A 17,326-nucleotide genomic window follows, 5' to 3' on the forward strand; every position below is an offset into this window, starting at 1 on the left:
CTTCCAAAGGAGTCTCTAATGAATCGGTTGATGATAAATAAAGTGTTAATGGCAACCCTTGCGATCATGTTAATCGGTACAGCCATCACAAGCCGGGCGGAAGCAACGGTCGTTCGTTATTATGCGGATGACACGTATCCGCCCTATTCTTATGTATCCGGGGCCGGACTGGATGGTTTTGATGTGGAGCTTTTGGAATACATCATGGCAGGCACAGATTACCATCTTCAAGTTCAGGGTATGAACTGGATCAATGTTTTGCAGCACATTGAAAGCGGAAGGGCAGATGTGATCAGCTCGCTTGCAAAAACAGAGGCGCGCAGCGAAATCATGTTGTTCTCGAATCCCATTGCCGGGGTTACAAATGGTTTTTTTGGCACTGCTGAGTTTTCGGGATTTTCCATGGAGTTGCTGACAGACTATCGGATCGGTGTCGGGCAGAGCTATTCAGATGAGATGCTTCTCAAAGAACGGCTGGGAGTCGAGCCTCATCAGGTTTACCGCAATCTGAACGTGGCTGTGCAGGCACTTCTGGCGGGCCAAATAGACTTCATTTTTGCCGAAGAGCAGGCACTTCGTCATTTCCTCATTCAAAACAGGCTCCAGGGGCGGGTGGTGGCACATGAAGCTGGTTTATATCCCAGAGATTACCACTATGGGATCTCGAAAGAACGGCCTGAGCTGGTTTCGCTGATCAACCAACGGTTGGCAACCCTGCAGGCAGATGGCACCTATGAACGAGTCTATCAAAAGTACTTTCAGAAACCCTCAGCTGACAGCCTGGCCCGGCAGCGGCAGCAGCAGTATCAACGAATGCTGCTGGGCGGTCTGGGGCTGGCAGTATTGCTCATGACCGTACGTTATGGCATTATTCGGCGTCAGATGACCGAGCTGAGAGCATCTTATCAGCAAATTCGTGCCATGGAAGAGGTGCTGGGAGACCAGCTGGATCAGTTGCACCAGCAGGACCGGTTGCTTCGGATCAGTGAAGAGCGTCTGAAACATATGGCATATCACGATGAACTGACAGGACTTCCCAACCTGCGTGCATTCAATGATTATCTCCAGCAAGCCATTGAGGAAGGGGATTTGGAGCATTCTGAGGTGGCTTTTCTGCTGATGGATCTCGATGACTTCAAACTGGTTAATGACATGTACGGTCATGAAGTGGGTGATCTTGTTCTGGTGGAAGTGGCCACCCGTCTGAAAGATCTCCGCCCAAACAATGCCATGATCGCCCGGCTTGGGGGGGATGAGTACATGATTTGCATGAAGCAGATGAAAGAACGGCAAACGCTTCACCAATTTGTGGATCAACTGCTGTGTGCCATGAATCAACCTATGAAAATCAACGAACTGGATCTTTACCCAAGCACATCAGTTGGAATTGCGTTCTACCCTTCTGATGCACAGAATCCTCAGACACTGTTTGCTCATGCAGATGCGGCCATGTATCTGGCAAAACAGCGGGGAAGAAACGCAGCAGCCTATTATTCCCGTGACCTTCATGAACATATCCGCCACAAGCTGGAAACCGGTGCAGGGCTTCGCCAGGCACTGGAATTACAGGAATTTGAAGTCCATTATCAACCACTGGTGGAAGCTCATACAGGGGCCATCCAGGGCGTGGAGGCTTTGTTGCGGTGGCGGCATCCCAAGAAAGGAATGATACCGCCGGGGCAGTTTATCCCCATTGCCGAAGAAACGGGTCAAATACTGGATATTGGCTGGTGGCTGTTGAATGAGGTGAACCTTCACTTGGAACAGTGGTGGCACCTGGGCATCAAACCAATACCAGTTTCGGTGAACATCTCCATCAAACAGCTGCAACATCCACTCTTTTTGAATCGTTTGAAGAAACAGCTGCAAGAGCCCGGGATCTCACGCACTACTCTAAAGCTGGAGATCACCGAGAGCATTGCCATGATGAATCCCAAAGAAACCATGGTTAACCTGGAAGAGATCAAAGCATTGGGGCTGGAAATATCACTGGATGATTTTGGAACAGGATTTTCTTCCATGAACCGCCTGCAGACCATGCCGGTACAGGAACTGAAGATCGATAAATCCTTTATTTGTGATCTGGAAAAGAGTGACAAACATCAGGCAATTGTAAAAACACTGGTTCACCTGGCCCATGCCCTTGATAAAAAAGTGGTGGCAGAAGGGGTGGAAACCAAAGCGCAGGCAGATATGCTTGATCAGTACGGTTGTGATTTGCTGCAGGGCTATTACTATTACCGCCCCATGCCTTCAAGTGACCTTACCGGCGTATTTCTTTCGAAATCGGGTATAAACCAACAAGTGGAATTATGCAATGACACTTTATGCCCGGGAGAGGAGGGGTCATCTTGAGAAAAGCAGACAGCTGTTCATTAATCCACTTCGTGCGCTTGACAACAGTTTGCATGATATGCAGTTTTTTTTTGGTGGGCATGTCAGCGGTGTCAGCGCAGGCTTTCTGGGAAGAATCCACCTCGCCCTCGTTTGAGTACCTAAATCGGGATCATGGGCTCTCCAATCTTTCGGTATCGTCCATGATAGAGGATCGCAATGGCTTCCTCTGGTTTGGCACGCAGGGTGGGCTGAACCGTTTTGACGGACGGTACATGTATGTCACTCGCCATAACCCTTTTGATGATGACGGGTTGGTGCACAATCTGATTCAAACCATGTACTACGACGAAGTGCTCCATGAACTGTGGATCGGTACCTACCAGGGGATCTCACGGCTGCTTATTGACGAAAATACCTTTGTCAACTATACAGTGGAAGACGATGGGCTGTCCAATCCTGTGGTCATTGCCATTCATCCTGATCATCTGGGGGATATGTGGGTGGGCACCATGAAGGGTTTGAACCGTATTAACCCTCAGACAGGCACGTTGAAAAAGTACGATATACCAGGTGACGTAGTACGGGCACTTCACGTGGATACGGGCAATCGGCTTCTGGTGGGCAGCTATGAGGGATTACTCTACTATGATTCTGTAACAGACAGCATCGAAGTTCTTGAACTGGAACTGCCAACCTCATTTGTGATGACCATTCAAGAAGAAAATCCGGGCATGCTGACACTGGGCCTGTGGGACGGCGGCGTGGCAGTGGTGAATCTGGAGACAAGTGATGTCGAGACCATCACCTATGAAGACAACCGGGTATACACGATAACAACTACCCGTGACGGCACCCGATGGGTGGGCACCTGGGGTGGCGGTCTTTACGCAGAGATGCCTGATGGAAGGTCCTATCACTTTTCGGGTGAAGGCGAAGGCCACATACTGCCCCATTCGGTGGTCTATTCTCTGCTGGAAGATCACTCCGGCATTCTCTGGATTGGTACCAACGGCGGAGGCCTCAGCAAGGTAAATCCCCGCAAAACCAATTATGTGCGGTTTACCAATGATCCTGAAAACAGTCAGAGTCTGAGTGCAGGCAAAATAAACGCCGTGGTGAAAGACCAATTGGATCGGCTTTGGATTTCAGTTTACAACAGCGGGGTGGAACGCTACGACCCGGCTACAGATACCATGATTAAGTACAGACATGACCCTGAAAACCCCCAATCACTGCCTTCAGACAGTGTGGTAGCCATCTTATCAACTGACGAAGGCCAGCTGCTGCTGGGAACGGGTGCCGGCGTAGTGACCTATCATCCTGAAACAGATACATTTTCACAACTGACAGAACTACCGGAAGATGTGATTGTCTACGCACTGGCGCAACAGGAGAACTACCTGTGGATTGGCACTTATACCCACGGTGTTTTCAAGTATCATCTCACCACGGGAAGCCTGACACAGTTTGAACATACCGGCCAGGGGGACAGTTCCCTGTCTGACAATCTGATCTATGCGATTCATGTTGACGGCAACAACCGTGTGTGGGTGGGAACCAACAATGGACTCAACGTACTTGAAGCGGGCAGCGACCGTTTTCGAACGCACCAGCGACTGGCGGGAGACAAAGCCCAACTGGCCAGCAACACCATTCGAACCATTCTGGAGGATGGCCAGGGACAGATCTGGGTGGGCACCGTGGGCGGTGGGATTGCCCGATATAACGAAACCACCGACACCTTTACCACCTACATTGAAGAAGATGGATTATCCAGCAATGTGGTGACAGGAATGCTTGTGGGAGATGACGGACGGTTGTGGATCGGTACTCACAGCGGTATTTCCGTTTTTGATCCCGAAACAGAAGATTTTTTGGTTCTGACACCAGATGACGGCATTGGCGGTTGGGAGTTCAACAGTGCTCATTATAGGGATGAAAACGGGGACCTTTATTTTGGAGGTGTTCATGGCATAACAGTCATTTCAGGGATGAAAGATCAGGGACCCACTGTGATTCCTCCGGTATATATTACAGGTATTGATCTTTTTCAGAATCCCTATCAGCCTGAACGCATGTTTTTCAACGATGAAACCCTTCATTTTGGCCCTCAGGAAACTTTTCTCAGCTTCCGATTTGCGGCACTGGATTATGATGCACCTGATAAGGTAAGGTTTTCTCATTATCTGGAAGGCTTTGATCAAGACTGGATTCATGCCGGAAACCGCGATTATGCCACTTATTCCAATCTCCCCCCGGGAGAATACCGCCTGCTGGTGAAAGCAGAAACCGTTCGGGGAGCTGTTACTGAACCTGCAATGATGAGTTTTGTCATTGCAACACCCTGGTACCGAAGCAGTTTGGCTTACGTTGGATACGGCGTTTTAATCATTGCGCTCTTTGTCTTTCTGCTGCAAATTCGGGAAAGTCGCCTGGTGGGCAGGCGAAATGAAACACTGGCTGCCATGAACCTGAAGCTGGAAGAAGCCAACCGGCAGTTGGAGCATCTTTCCACCCGTGACCCCCTCACCGGGCTGTTCAACCGACGTTACTTTAATACCATGATGGAAGAACATCTGCAGCTGGCAAAACGCAGCCAGGTACCCTTTTCGCTGTTAATGTTCGATATTGATCATTTCAAGGAAATTAACGACCGCTTCGGTCATGTGGTGGGAGACAAAGTATTGGTCACTGTTGGCAAGGCTGCAACAGAGGTACTCCCCCGCACAACCGATTTCATTGCCCGTTTTGGAGGGGATGAATATGTGGTGGTACTTTACGATACCGGGCAGGAGGGAGCCCTTCAGGTGGCACAGAACATCAAAAAAGCAGTGGAAACAAGCGAAGCCATTAGGGAATCCCTGGGTCAATCCTTTGAAATGACCACTAGCCTGGGCGTAGTTTCCATCATCCCTGACAAAGAGATGACAGCGGAAAAACTACTGCAGGAAGCGGATCGAACCCTTTACCTGGCAAAAGAGCAGGGCAGAAATCGGATTTGTGTCAGTTGGGAAATGGAGGAAGAACAACAGTGAGTCAGTGAGGTAATCTTAACGTGACATTTTCGCAAGTTAACTTTTAGGTGATATGATCACAAGACAACCACCGATGAAAAATGAAGGATGTCAATAGTCTGAGAAAATCTCACATAAAAAGACTAAAAATATAAGGATTGACAGGCGTAAATGAAGCCGGTATAATGAGATTGCACTTCAGGTGCACTCTTTTTTTAACACAAATGCACACGTGTGCAACAACACATATCTCTCTACCTGAAGCGTGAACATCTGAGAGGAATGCCAAGAGGTAAAAGGGTTATGGCATCAGAAAAGGAGTCGATGAAGAGTGCATCCATCAAACACCACCAACACTTACACACCACTAAAACTGTTTCTGTTTTTATCTTTTTTGATTATGGGAATTTCTGGAAGTCAGTTGGCGGCATTGCTGCCTGAGATCCGGAGCACCTTTCAAATCACTTTTCAGCAGGCGGGCAGTGCCATGTCTGGTTTTTCAACAGGCCTGTTGGCTTCCATGTTTGCCGGGATTTTTATCATGGATCGGCTGAGTCGAAAAATAGTATTGCTGCTGGGAGGATTTTTGTGGGCGGCAGGATTTGCCATGGTGGTGGCTGCTTCGGATTTTTCCTGGTTTTTAGCAGGACTGACCATTACCGGCAGTGGTTTTGGACTCTATCAGACAGGCGCCAGTGTGACCATGGCTACCATGGCCACCCGGGGAAAAGGAAAGGAAGTGGGCTATCTGAACCTGTTTTTTGGCCTGGGAGCAGTGATGGCACCCTTACTGGCCACATGGACCGTCACATTGGGAAACTGGCGATTGTCTTACGGTATATGTCTTGGAATGGTGGCACTGATGCAGGGCTTGCTGCTGGTGATCCCTTTTCCTGAAAAGGCAGCCGGGGGCAGTCAGCAGCCAGTCAGACTTAGTGGACTTCTGCTGCTCATTGGTCTGCTGGCATTCATTTACCCACTGACTGAACAGACTGTGGGTGCATGGATCAGTGAGTACTGGTTTCAGGCAGGCAATCATCAATGGATTTCCTTCACCTTGATTCCCGCGGTATTTTGGATTGCCTTCACCATCGGAAGAGGCTTTGCAGGACGGGTGGCTGATAGCGTGGGCTATGAGCGCTATTTGGCGGGTGCCCTGGCATGCTATGCAGCGGTGACAGCCTTTTGGGCGCTGGTGCCCTCGCCGGCGATCACCCTGCTGATGCTGCCGCTGATGGGGCTGCTCCTGGCAGGGGTTTTTCCGGTGATTGTTGTGTTGATCTCGGACGCCTTTCCCCAGTCGGTGGGCAGTGCCACCTCTGTGGTCTTTACTTTTCTGGCCATGGGAGGCGTATTGGCCCCCCGTATCACTGGAAACACCATGGAACAGGTGGGTGTCAGCGGACTGCCGGTGATTTTGCTGGCAGGCGCGGGGATCAGCTGGCTGTTGGCCACATCCATTTTACTGTGGCGACGACAACAGGCAGCAGGGCAGTTGAGAAAAGCATTTGAAAACGCAGAAAGCGATGAAACAGGTGAGGGGGTATGCAGATGAAGGTGACCATCAAAGACATTGCCAAAAGAGCCGGTGTCAGTCATCCCACCGTATCCCGATGTCTTCATAACAGTCCGTTGGTATCGGCAGAAACCCGGCAGCGGGTGCAACGCATCGCAGCAGAAATGAACTATGTACCCAATCAAAATGCCCGGGGGCTCTGCAGCAATCGAACAGACACCATAGGCGTTATCGTGCCCTATTGCCAGGTGAGTGAAACCAGCCTTTTTCTGGATGAACTGCTGCAGCAAATCAGGGTCATGTTGGGAAAGAATCAAAAGGATTGCATTGTTGCCTATGATGAAAATCCTCAGCATCAGGAAAGTCATGCCCTGCGATTGGTTCGACAGGGAAAGGTGGACGGGCTGCTCATTGCTTCCTCCACCATGAGCCGGGAAACGGTGACGGCCCTGGAAGAAGAGGGTGTTCCTGCCATTTTTTATCATTTGGTACCCCACTGGGCACTGGAGGAACCATCGGTTCATTGGGTGCATCATGACAATTACCGGGGAGGCCGGTTGGCAGGAGAATACCTGGCTTCTCTGGGGCATCGGCACCTGGCCTGTGTCACTGCCGCCCATTATGCCGGTGAAAGAGAGTTTACCCATCGCCTGAAGGGCTTTCAGGAGGGGCTTTCCAGTCTGGGTGGCAGCATGGCAGCCGCCCATCTGTTGTTGGTGGAGGAACTCACATGGGAAGCCGGCAAAGAGCTGGCACAGGAAGCAGAAAAACTATTGGAGGAAACCAGCGGGATTTTTTTTCATGCCGACCAGGCAGCGCTGGGGTTTATCAAGGGCCTTCAGGAACAGGGGATTGAAGTGCCAGAAGACTACAGTGTCATCGGCTATGACGATGTGCGGGAAGGCTTTATGACAACACCAGAGCTAACCACCATCCATCAGCCCCGGGAAGCCATTTCAACGCTGGCAGCTGCCATGCTGATGGAACGGTTGAAGGGCGGAACAGCGCCATTGAAGCAGCCATGCATTCAACAAACCCTGAACCCGACACTGGTGATTCGGCAGAGTTGCCGTCAGTTGAAATAAAAGGGCAGGCATCTCTTTGACAGAAGGATGTGGGAATGCTACAATGAAACAGATAAAAGCATAGCGTTACAGCAGGGGTGCCTGAAAAGGCTGAGAAATGAACTCGTTCATTACCCTTGAACCTGATGTGGATTATCCCACCGTAGGAAGCTGTCGATTCGATCATGTCACTAGTCATATCACCGAAGCCTCACTGAGGCTGTTGGCGGTTGGTTAACAGATGAGTGCTCGATGAACTGATGAACTTCCTCATATCATGGGGAAGTTTTTTTAGTGCCCTTCGGCGGGACACAGGGAAGCCTGAACGCGAAAAAAATTACAGGAGGTCGATGATCTATGAACGTGAAGGGCATTTTAACAGCAACTCGAAGCAAGACACCACTGGTACAGGCCATTACCAACTATGTGACCATTAACGACTGTGCCAATGTGCTGCTGGCCTGCGGAGCCTCTCCGGCCATGTGTGAAGTGGCCCGGGAGGCCTATGATTTCAGCCGGTTGTCAGCAGCGGTATACTGCAATATAGGCACCCTGACACCGGAACAGCGGCAGGCCATTCAAGAGGCATTGCGGGGAGCTGCAGAAAAAGAAATTCCTGTGGTACTTGATCCTGTAGGCTGCGGCGCTATTCCCAGCCGCATCGACTACCTTGAGGAACTGCGCAGCCAGTATCCCATTCAGGTGGTGAAGGGAAATCTGGGAGAGATTAAATCACTGGCAGGTATTGAAACTCAGGTGAGAGGCGTTGATTCCGTTGACAATGGGGAAGATGCTGTGGAAGCCTGCGTATCCCTTGCACAAAAGTGGCAGTGTGTGGTGGCTGCAACAGGGATACAGGATGTGGTGACAGACGGCACACAGGTGGCGGTCATCCAAAATGGCACGCAGATGCTCACTAAAATCACCGGTGCCGGCTGCATGGCAGGAGCGGTGATTGCCGGTTTTTGCGGCGCGGCTGAAAATCCTTTTAAAGGGACTGTGGCCGGACTTTTGGCGATGTCGCTGGCGGGAGAAAAGGCAGCGGCTGGTGAAGGAGGACAATTGCCAGGTACCTTTAAAGTGAAGCTGATTGATGAAATCCACCAGCTCACCGAAGAATCCATGGCGGCATCCGCCAATATCCGGTATTTTTCTGTGTGATCAGTCAATCTAACGGGTTTGAGTGCCATCAAGAGAGCGTCATCAATGGGAGGAAGCAGCTATGATTTTTTCACAGGAATTGATTGTAACAGGACTGGTGATGGTGGTGAGTCTGTTCACGGCGTTGGGGGTTTGGTACAGTGGGCGGCACCGGTCAACAGCCGAGGATTTTATAACGGCCAGAGGAACCACTGATACAGGCATGCTTTTTTCCACCTTTCTGGCTTCTTTTTTAGGCGTTTTCATTCTCTTTACACCGCCTGAAGCAGGGGCCATTGGAGGACTCAGCAGCATTGTGGGATATTCAATGGGGCTGGCAGGCTTGTATCTGATTCTGATGGAAGTGGGCCCCCGTATAAGGGACTACCTTCCGGAGGGAAGCACCCTCACCGATTATGCCCGGCAGCGGTATGGGCCATGGATGCAACGGTTAACGGTGGGACTGGCTATTTTTTACATGCTGGTTCACTTGGTGGCTGAGCTGACGGCCATTGCACTGGTCATGAAAGAAGCGGCTGGGGTGCCCCTCTTGACCACTGCCCTGATAGTGGGAATCGGTACCATGATTTACACTGCTTATGGCGGTTTGCGAGCCTCCATGTTTACCGACATGATTCAAATGGGCCTCATGGGAGTGTTTCTCTTGATTGTGGGAGTGGGGACAATACATGCTTTAGGTGGTATTGGTCAAATGACACAAGTCAGCAGAGGGGGGGCTCCCCAGCTGTTTCGACTTCATAACGCTGTTGGAATCGAGTTCGGCCTTACTTTGTGCATTGCAGTCATGGTGGCTAATCTGTTTCACCAGGGGTACTGGCAGCGTATGTACGCCGCCAGAAACACAGTGGCGATCCGCCGTTCACTGAAAATCTCCATTGGCGCTGCGGTTCCGGTGATGCTGTTCACAGGATACCTGGGAATAACAGCCGTGGGCATGGGCTTTTCTGAAAACCCCTCCACTGCCCTGTTTTCCCTGGTATACGCCCTGTTCCCGCCAAGCATGCTGCTGGTGGTACTGTTGCTGGCGCTGGTACTGGTGATGAGCACGGTGGACACCCTGCTGAATGCCCTGGCAGCCACCTTTGCCCTGGGTACAAGAGACCGGCACCAGGCAGCCGGGTCAGAGAAGGCATCACTGATGAAGAAGGCACGATGGGCCACCTTTATCATGGTTTTACCCCTGGCTCTCATTGCAGCCAGAGGCTATAGCGTGCTCTATCTTTTTCTCCTGGCAGACATGTTGTGTGCCGGCGTGGCTTTCCCACTATTTTCAGGGCTTTACAACTCCAAAATCAGTGAAAAAACCGCTCTGGCAGCAGCAATGGTGGGCATTGCGACAGGCGTTCCGTTTTTCTTGGCCAATCGCATGCTGATCAGCTTCATCGTACCGCTGGTGACGTCAGCCATGGTTGTTTTTGGAGGAATTTTACTTGAAAAAAGAAGCACTGAAGCACCTGATTACAAAGGAGGCGAAAAGGCATGAAAATAGATTACCGATTGTACCTGGTCACTGATCGAACCATTACCGGTGAAGCCTGTTTTCTTGATAAGGTTCATCAGGCGCTGGCCGGTGGCGTCACTCTGCTGCAGGTGCGGGAAAAAGAGGCGGAAACAAAGGACTTTTATGAAATTACCTGTGCACTGAAAAAACTGGCAGCTCCCTTTGGGGTACCGGTGATTGTGAATGACCGGCTGGACATTGCAATGGCAGCAGATGCTGATGGGCTGCACATCGGTGAAGGGGATTTGCCGGTGGAGGTGGTGCGTCGATGCCTGGGAACCAATAAAATACTGGGGTATTCTGCCGGAAGCCCTGAGGCTGCCATTTATGGCGAAAAAATGGGTGCTGATTATATCGGCGCCGGTGCCGTTTTTCCCACTGGCAGCAAAAAAGACGCAGGCACCGCCATTGGACTGAAAACACTGGAAGAAGTGGTGGGAAGCGTGGCGATTCCAGTGGTGGGAATTGGGGGGATTTCAACAGCGAATCTGTCACAGGTAAAAGCCACAGGTGTGGCAGGTGTTTCGTTGATTTCGTCGGTGCTGGGACATCCTCAGCCTGAAGCAGCAGCAAAGGAGTTGATCCTTCAATGGGGAAACTGACCGGTAACCATGAAAATGATCAGCACTTTGACATTTTTTTGGATTTTGATGGTACCATCACCACCACCGACGTCTGCCATGCCATGGTGAAAGCATTGGCAGGTGAGGGATGGCAGGCCATTAACCAGCAATGGGAGAATCGGGAAATTTCCACCGTCGAATGTGCGCGGCAAACCTTGAAGACCTTTCGACAACAGGAGCCAGAGGCCATTTTGCAGATTGCAGAGAGCATCCCCCTTGAAAAAGGATTTGGTGCCTTTGTTCAGGCAGCCCAGCAGGCGGGACATCGTTTGTATATTCTCAGTGACGGCTATGAGCTGTACATCCATCATCTGCTGAAAAAAGCGGGCATTTCACTTCCTGTCTATGCCAATCGGATGGTTTTCAAGCCGGAGATGGACATCGAAACCCCCTATAGCGAACCAGCATGTGGGCAGTGCGGCGTATGCAAATGCAAGCTGGTGCGGCGTCTCTCAAGGAACGATGGGAAAAGCGTGTATATTGGCGATGGCGTTTCTGATTATTGTCCTGTGAAAGAAGTGGATTTCGTTTTTGCCCGACGGCAGTTGCTTGCCCATTGCCGTCAACAGGGTATAGCTGCCTGGCCCTTTGAAGACTTTCATCAGGTGTTGCAGCAAATGGAAGCGCTGGAGAAGTCCATGAGATCAGGAACCCATGAAAGGCAGTGAATCGAAGGATGTTCAAATCATAAACCATGGAGATGATGAGATGAAAAATCTGTTAACCATTGCCGGTTCAGATTCCAGTGGCGGGGCGGGAATACAGGCCGACCTGAAAACCTTTGGAGCCCTCAAGGCTTATGGAATGAGCGTACTGACAGCGGTGACCGCCCAGAATACCCGGGGAGTCACCGGGGTGGAGAATATCAGCCCAGAGATGGTGCGGGCTCAAATGGATGCGGTCTATGCAGATATACCAGTGCACGGCACCAAGATTGGAATGGTTTCCACCGCCGCCATCATTGAAGCCATTGGAGAGACACTGATCAAGTGGCAGCCTGTCAATGTGATCCTTGACCCTGTCATGGTCTCCAAAAGCAACCATCGGTTGCTCCAGCCCCAGGCAGAGAAGGCTTTGGTGAAAAAGCTGTTGCCGCTGGCCACCCTGGTAACCCCCAATCTTCCCGAGGCAGCGGTGATACTGGAGCGTGGGATTCATACCCTTGAAGATATGGAGGAGGCGGCACGGGATATTTTCAGGATGGGTCCCGGAGCGGTGCTGGTGAAAGGGGGCCATTACCATGGCGATGCGGTGGATGTGCTCTTTGACGGTGATCAGGTGAGGCACATCAGCTGCGAAAGAATTCCAGGTAAAAACACCCATGGCACCGGCTGCACCCTTTCCTCAGCCATTACCGTTTATCTGGCTCAGGGTGAATCCCTTGAACAGGCGGTGCGGCTGGCCAAAGCCTATGTTTCTGAAGGCATTCGACAGGGCCTGTCCATCGGAGGCGGGGTAGGCCCCCTCCATCATTACCATCCCATGTATGTTTCCACAGAATAAAAAAGAGAGGTCATTGCGGGTTTAACGCAATGACCTCTGTGCTTGATAACTTGTTGACTGAAGGGCCAACCTAATCAGTTAGATGGAGCAGATCTGTGGGTGGCGGCTTTTTCAGGTGCGAGCCGATGAGTGGGGCAACAACACTGGGTTATCTGGCAGCGTAGGTAACGATTACCTCCTGTGTCAGCTCGTTCCACTGAACATTGCAGCCCAGACTTCTTGATACGAAGGCCAGGGGAATCATGGTTCTGCCTGGAGGCAATATCAATGGTTTCACCTGACTGTTGTTGGCATCGATTTGGGTTGAGATGCCGTTAACCCTTGCCGTATTGTTACCGATCCACAGTTCCACCACAGTGTCTTCCAGGGTAACGGTAACCTTTTCGGTGGTAGCGTCCCATTTTACAGTGGCGCCGACAGCTTCTGCCACATAACGAATGGGCAGCAGTGTGCGTGATTCATAGATAACAGGAGCGGCATCCATCTGCAGCAGTTGTCCGTTTACCTGGTACTGGGTACTGCCGATGGCAAGACGGGTGACTACTTCTGAAACCGGAGGAAGGATCACTTCCACTCTGGTTCGGGCAACCACTTCGTTGGAGCTTGTTGATTCACCGCTGCTATTAAAAGCTTTTACCCGGTAGGTGTAGCTTTGACCGCTCATCAGGTTTCGGTCAGTATAAGTGGTTGTGTTTGCCCCTAAGGTGGCAATTCGGGTAAAGCTTCCGGTGCCTGTTTGACGTTCCAGAATGAATCCGTCTTCATTACTGGACTGGTCACGCCAGGAAAGGGAGATCTGAGAGGTTTCTTCACTGGTCACAGCCAGCAGGTCAGGTTTATCCGGCACCAGTCCGGTGGCAGTAATCACTTCATTTGAATAAGCTGAGTTTCCAACGTCATTGTAAGCTCTCACGCGATAAGTGTATTCGGTGCGATTTTGAAGCCCAGTGTTGGTATAGGTGGTGGTATTGGCTTTGACAGTGGCAACTTCTGTGAAGCTGCCATTTCCGGTTTTCCGTTCGATTCTAAAGCCGGTTTCGTTGTCTGCGTTGTCTTTCCACTCAATTTGAATTTTATCGGCAGTGACAAGGGTAACTGTGAGTGCCGTCGGTTTTTCAGGGGTTAATCCGGTGGTCACCTTCAACTCGTTTGAGTACTCAGAACGGCCATCATCATTGTATGCCTGCACTCGATAGGTGTAAGTGGTTTCATTGCGTAGTCGTGTATCGGTGTAACTGGTGGTGTTGGCTTTCACTGTGGTAACTTCGCTATAGCTGCCACTGCCGGTTTTTCTCTCAATGGTGAATCCTCTCTCATTATCAGATTTGTCTTTCCAGGCAAGGGTTACCCGATCGGTGCTGACTTCGCTTGCTTCAAGGCTTTCTGGCTTGGTCAGTGCCACACCGGTTTTTCCGGATACTTCGTTTGAATAATTGGAATTACCGGCATCATTATAGGCTCTTACCCGATAGCTGTAAGTGGTGTTATTGCTTAAGCCGGTATTGGTGTAGCTGGTCACGTTGGCCGAGACGGTGGCAATCTCAGAGAAGCTGCCACTGCCGGTTTTTCGTTCAATGCGAAAGCCCTTTTCATTATTGGCATTATCTTTCCAGGTAATGGTCAGGCGATCCGTGCTGGTGGAAGAAATTTTCAGCTCATCCGGCTTGGCCGGCACTGAAGCTATGGTGACGGTGGCTTCATTGGAATAATCAGAGTTCCCAACGGCATTGTAAGCTCTTACCCGATAGGTGTAGGTCGTGTTGTTGCTAAGCCCGGTATTGGTATAATTGGTGACATTGGCTGAAACAGTTGCAATTTCTGAATAATTACCACTGACGGTTTTGCGTTCAATTTTATAACCAGTCTCATTGGTGGCATTATCTTTCCACACCAGCTTTACCTGGTTATCACCCACCTGAGAGGCTTCCAGATTCGTGGGCTTTGAAGGTGCCACAGCAAGGGGAGCGACAGTGGCTTCGTTGGAGTAATCAGAGTTTCCAGCAGCATTGTAAGCCCTCACCCGATAGGTGTAAGCGGTATTATTGCTGAGGCCGGTGTTTGTAAAGGTGACCACATTAGCAGCTACCGTGGCAATTTCTGAAAAACTGCCGTTACCGGTTTTTCGTTCAATCTTGAACCCGGTTTCGTTGGTGGCATTGTCTTTCCAGGTTAAGGTTACCTGACCATTGTTCATCGTTGAAACGGACAGATTGGTGGGCTTGGCTGGCAGGGCAGATAATGTGGCGGCCGCTGCTTCGTTGGAATAATCGGAGTTGCCGGCGGTGTTGTAAGCCCTTACCCGGTAGCTGTAAGTGGTACTGCTGTTAAGACTGGTGTTGGTAAAAGTGACAGCGTTGGCAGCAACGGTGGCTATTTCGGTGTAGGTGCCGTTGCCGGTTTTGCGTTCAATTTTAAATCCGGTTTCATTACCGGAATTATCCTTCCATGTGAGTGTCATTTGATTGACTGTTACCTGACTAATGGTGAGATTCGTTGGCTTTGCAGGCACCACAACCAATGCTGGCGTTGCAATGGTCACTTGGTTGGAATAAGGTGAGTTACCACCGCTGTTATAGGCCCTTACCCGGTAGTAGTAGGTGGTGTTTGCCGTTAATCCGGTGCTTTCAAAAGTGGTTGAGCTGGGGTTGGTGATGGTGTGCACTTGCTGCCAGGAACCTCCTGCCGGCATTTGCTCGACATAAAAGCCATCAACGGTACCTGCGCCCGCAGTCCAGGTAAGGCGTATTCTGGCAGCATCCAAAGCGACGGCTGATAAACCGGCAGGCGCTGCAGGAGGGGTCACAGGAGCGGGTGGCGTTAGAGCGACTGCAGGGGGATTGGAAAAATCTGAGTAAATCCTGGTGGTGATGGGATTTTCGCCATCCATCCCCGCCACATCTTTGAAGCTGCGCACCTTGTAAGTATAGCTGGTATTTGGTGTTAGCCCACTGTGCGGATAGTTGCTGGCAGTCATTTCTCCGAGAGACTGTTCACCCTGGTACAGTTCATAGCCATCGGCACCATCGACGGGTGTCCAGGTGACATTGATGGTGGTTGGTGAAGTGGCTGCAGCTGAAAGACCTGTGGGGATGCCTGGTGGATCATTGGCCCACGCCACCATCCCCGGTGCGCCACCCCAGAGAAAACCCACCACCATAAAGATTGCTAATACCATCGACAATTGCCTTTTCATAATGACTCCTTCTTTCCAATATAATGAATAAAGATTTCTGTTTCACTCATGGAGACGCATTTCAGAAGATTTTGTTGCTGTTTTTTAATGGCGCAGAAAAATTTTTTTCCACATGACCCGATTGGTCTGAATCACCTCATCGAAAGGCTTATGCCAGAGCTGGAAGAAGAAATGCAAAAGACACCTTCTCAGATTTGGCTATTTAATAAATGCCGGCCTTGACCGATTTTGTGAGGGCTGCTCTGTCAATATATCAACCATTGGGATAAAATAAAAAGTACAGAGACTCTTGCGAACTGATACAGATCATAGTGCTAATTGAATGATTCGATGCAGGGTCTCTTGACGGATACAGACGTTTTTGACGGGGACAGACGGTTTTAATGAAAAAGCGGAAATTGAATGGAAGCTGTTTAGAATGATCAAGGACACAATGGTTTAAATGGGTGAATGTGTGGAAAAGGAGGATCAAAAAATGATCGAAATACCTGAGGCAATTGTACTGGCTCAACAGATCAATGAAGCGGTGAATGGAAAAAGAATTCGTCAGGCAATTGCAGCCCAGTCTCCCTATAAACTTGCATGGTATCATGGCGAACCGGAAAAATATCATGACTTGCTGGCAGGCAAAAAGGTGGATCAAGCCGTCGCCGTCGGAAGCTTTGTTGAAATAAGCGGAGAAGGTACGGTGATTCTGTTGAGTGAAGGCATTCATCTGCGATTTCACGGGAAAGAAGAGATGCGACCCAAAAAGCATCAGCTTCTCATAGAATTTGAGGATGCCACAGCCATCAGTGCATCTGTCCAAATGTATGGGGGGCTACTGTGTTTTAGAGAAGGTGAGCTTGAAAACATTTATTACCAGCAGGCACAGGATAAACCATCACCCGTGACAGATGCCTTCACCAAAGCCTATTTCGACGGTCTTATTTCCGCGCCTGAAGCGAAAAAACGAAGCGCCAAAGCCCTTTTGGCCACAGAGCAAAGAATTCCAGGGTTAGGAAACGGCGTTCTGCAGGACATGCTCTTTCATGCAGGCATTCATCCCAAAAGGAAAAGCAGCACATTTACTGAAAAGGAAATCGAGCGGTTGTATGAGGCTGTGAGAAGCACCCTGACAGAAATGACTGCCAAGGGTGGCAGAGATACAGAAAAGGATTTATTTGGCAATGCAGGCAGTTACAAGACCAAAATGAGTAAAAATACAGCCAACAAGCCTTGTCTGGTCTGTGGCACGATGATTAAGAAGGAATCCTATTTGGGCGGCAGCATTTATTACTGTGAGGAATGTCAGAAATAGAGCCGGCTGTGTGCACTTGAAAAAGAAGCAAGAAGATACCGTGACACAAGAATAACAGCAAAGATTTCAAAAAAGCAATCCATAGACATACAGTGGGACTACAAAAACTTAGTC

At 50.2% G+C, this 17,326-nt stretch carries 11 protein-coding genes and 1 riboswitch; of the genes, 10 read left to right on the plus strand and 1 reads right to left on the minus strand.

What is annotated here, in order from left to right; all coding sequences use genetic code 11:
* Positions 1–18: 18 nt before the first annotated feature.
* The 9 genes from AAIG11_RS05755 to thiD all read left to right on the plus strand — a co-directional run bounded on the left by AAIG11_RS05755 (position 19) and on the right by thiD (position 12,719).
* Positions 19–2,355 (plus strand): EAL domain-containing protein, encoded by a 2,337-nt coding sequence (locus AAIG11_RS05755; RefSeq protein WP_343185283.1) that lies wholly within the window; start codon positions 19–21, stop codon positions 2,353–2,355.
* Complete coding sequence (locus AAIG11_RS05760; protein WP_343185284.1) at positions 2,352–5,372, plus strand: ligand-binding sensor domain-containing protein; 3,021 nt, start codon at positions 2,352–2,354, stop codon at positions 5,370–5,372. Before AAIG11_RS05755 ends, AAIG11_RS05760 begins: the two co-directional genes overlap by 4 nt.
* A gap of 310 nt (positions 5,373–5,682) precedes the next feature.
* Complete coding sequence (locus AAIG11_RS05765) at positions 5,683–6,906, plus strand: MFS transporter (RefSeq protein ID WP_343185285.1); 1,224 nt, start codon at positions 5,683–5,685, stop codon at positions 6,904–6,906.
* Positions 6,903–7,952 carry a LacI family DNA-binding transcriptional regulator gene (locus AAIG11_RS05770; RefSeq protein WP_343185286.1) on the plus strand — a complete coding sequence of 350 codons (1,050 nt, stop codon included), beginning with the start codon at positions 6,903–6,905 and terminating at the stop codon, positions 7,950–7,952. Before AAIG11_RS05765 ends, AAIG11_RS05770 begins: the two co-directional genes overlap by 4 nt.
* Before the next feature lie 63 nt (positions 7,953–8,015).
* Positions 8,016–8,118: riboswitch (TPP riboswitch) on the plus strand.
* A gap of 170 nt (positions 8,119–8,288) precedes the next feature.
* The gene (gene thiM / locus AAIG11_RS05775) at positions 8,289–9,092 is read left to right on the plus strand and encodes a hydroxyethylthiazole kinase (protein ID WP_343185287.1); all 804 of its coding nucleotides are present in this window, start codon (positions 8,289–8,291) and stop codon (positions 9,090–9,092) included.
* Between the two features lie 61 nt (positions 9,093–9,153).
* Positions 9,154–10,575, plus strand: coding sequence for a sodium:solute symporter family transporter (locus AAIG11_RS05780; protein ID WP_343185288.1), 1,422 nt, complete (start codon positions 9,154–9,156; stop codon positions 10,573–10,575).
* On the plus strand, positions 10,572–11,195 hold the full coding sequence (thiE, locus tag AAIG11_RS05785; protein WP_343185289.1) for a thiamine phosphate synthase: 624 nt from the start codon (positions 10,572–10,574) through the stop codon (positions 11,193–11,195). Before AAIG11_RS05780 ends, thiE begins: the two co-directional genes overlap by 4 nt.
* Complete coding sequence (locus tag AAIG11_RS05790; RefSeq protein ID WP_343185290.1) at positions 11,183–11,884, plus strand: MtnX-like HAD-IB family phosphatase; 702 nt, start codon at positions 11,183–11,185, stop codon at positions 11,882–11,884. The genes thiE and AAIG11_RS05790 overlap by 13 nt, the downstream gene beginning before the upstream one ends.
* A gap of 40 nt (positions 11,885–11,924) precedes the next feature.
* Positions 11,925–12,719 carry a bifunctional hydroxymethylpyrimidine kinase/phosphomethylpyrimidine kinase gene (gene thiD, locus AAIG11_RS05795; protein WP_343185291.1) on the plus strand — a complete coding sequence of 265 codons (795 nt, stop codon included), beginning with the start codon at positions 11,925–11,927 and terminating at the stop codon, positions 12,717–12,719.
* 148 nt (positions 12,720–12,867) lie between these two features.
* On the opposite strand, the gene AAIG11_RS05800 is transcribed toward thiD, so the two are convergent.
* The gene (locus AAIG11_RS05800) at positions 12,868–15,912 is read right to left on the minus strand and encodes a fibronectin type III domain-containing protein (protein WP_343185292.1); all 3,045 of its coding nucleotides are present in this window, start codon (positions 15,910–15,912) and stop codon (positions 12,868–12,870) included.
* Positions 15,913–16,387: 475 nt separating this feature from the next.
* Here AAIG11_RS05800 and AAIG11_RS05805 point away from each other — a divergent pair, with 475 nt between their 5' ends.
* Positions 16,388–17,212 carry a DNA-formamidopyrimidine glycosylase family protein gene (locus AAIG11_RS05805; RefSeq protein WP_343185293.1) on the plus strand — a complete coding sequence of 275 codons (825 nt, stop codon included), beginning with the start codon at positions 16,388–16,390 and terminating at the stop codon, positions 17,210–17,212.
* Positions 17,213–17,326 lie beyond the last annotated feature (114 nt).

Origin of the sequence: Anoxynatronum sibiricum, assembly GCF_039414295.1 — a bacterium.
GTDB lineage: Bacteria > Bacillota > Clostridia > Peptostreptococcales > Tindalliaceae > Anoxynatronum > Anoxynatronum sibiricum.

Bases quoted from the DNA above. Each gene is read 5' to 3' on its own strand.
- AAIG11_RS05755 (WP_343185283.1), top strand. From the start codon at position 19: ATGAATCGGTTGATGATAAATAAAGTGTTAATGGCAACCCTTGCGATC.
- AAIG11_RS05770 (WP_343185286.1), top strand. From the start codon at position 6,903: ATGAAGGTGACCATCAAAGACATTGCCAAAAGAGCCGGTGTCAGTCAT.
- thiM (WP_343185287.1), top strand. From the start codon at position 8,289: ATGAACGTGAAGGGCATTTTAACAGCAACTCGAAGCAAGACACCACTG.
- AAIG11_RS05780 (WP_343185288.1), top strand. From the start codon at position 9,154: ATGATTTTTTCACAGGAATTGATTGTAACAGGACTGGTGATGGTGGTG.
- thiE (WP_343185289.1), top strand. From the start codon at position 10,572: ATGAAAATAGATTACCGATTGTACCTGGTCACTGATCGAACCATTACC.
- AAIG11_RS05790 (WP_343185290.1), top strand. From the start codon at position 11,183: ATGGGGAAACTGACCGGTAACCATGAAAATGATCAGCACTTTGACATT.
- thiD (WP_343185291.1), top strand. From the start codon at position 11,925: ATGAAAAATCTGTTAACCATTGCCGGTTCAGATTCCAGTGGCGGGGCG.
- AAIG11_RS05800 (WP_343185292.1), bottom strand. From the start codon at position 15,912: ATGAAAAGGCAATTGTCGATGGTATTAGCAATCTTTATGGTGGTGGGT.
- AAIG11_RS05805 (WP_343185293.1), top strand. From the start codon at position 16,388: ATGATCGAAATACCTGAGGCAATTGTACTGGCTCAACAGATCAATGAA.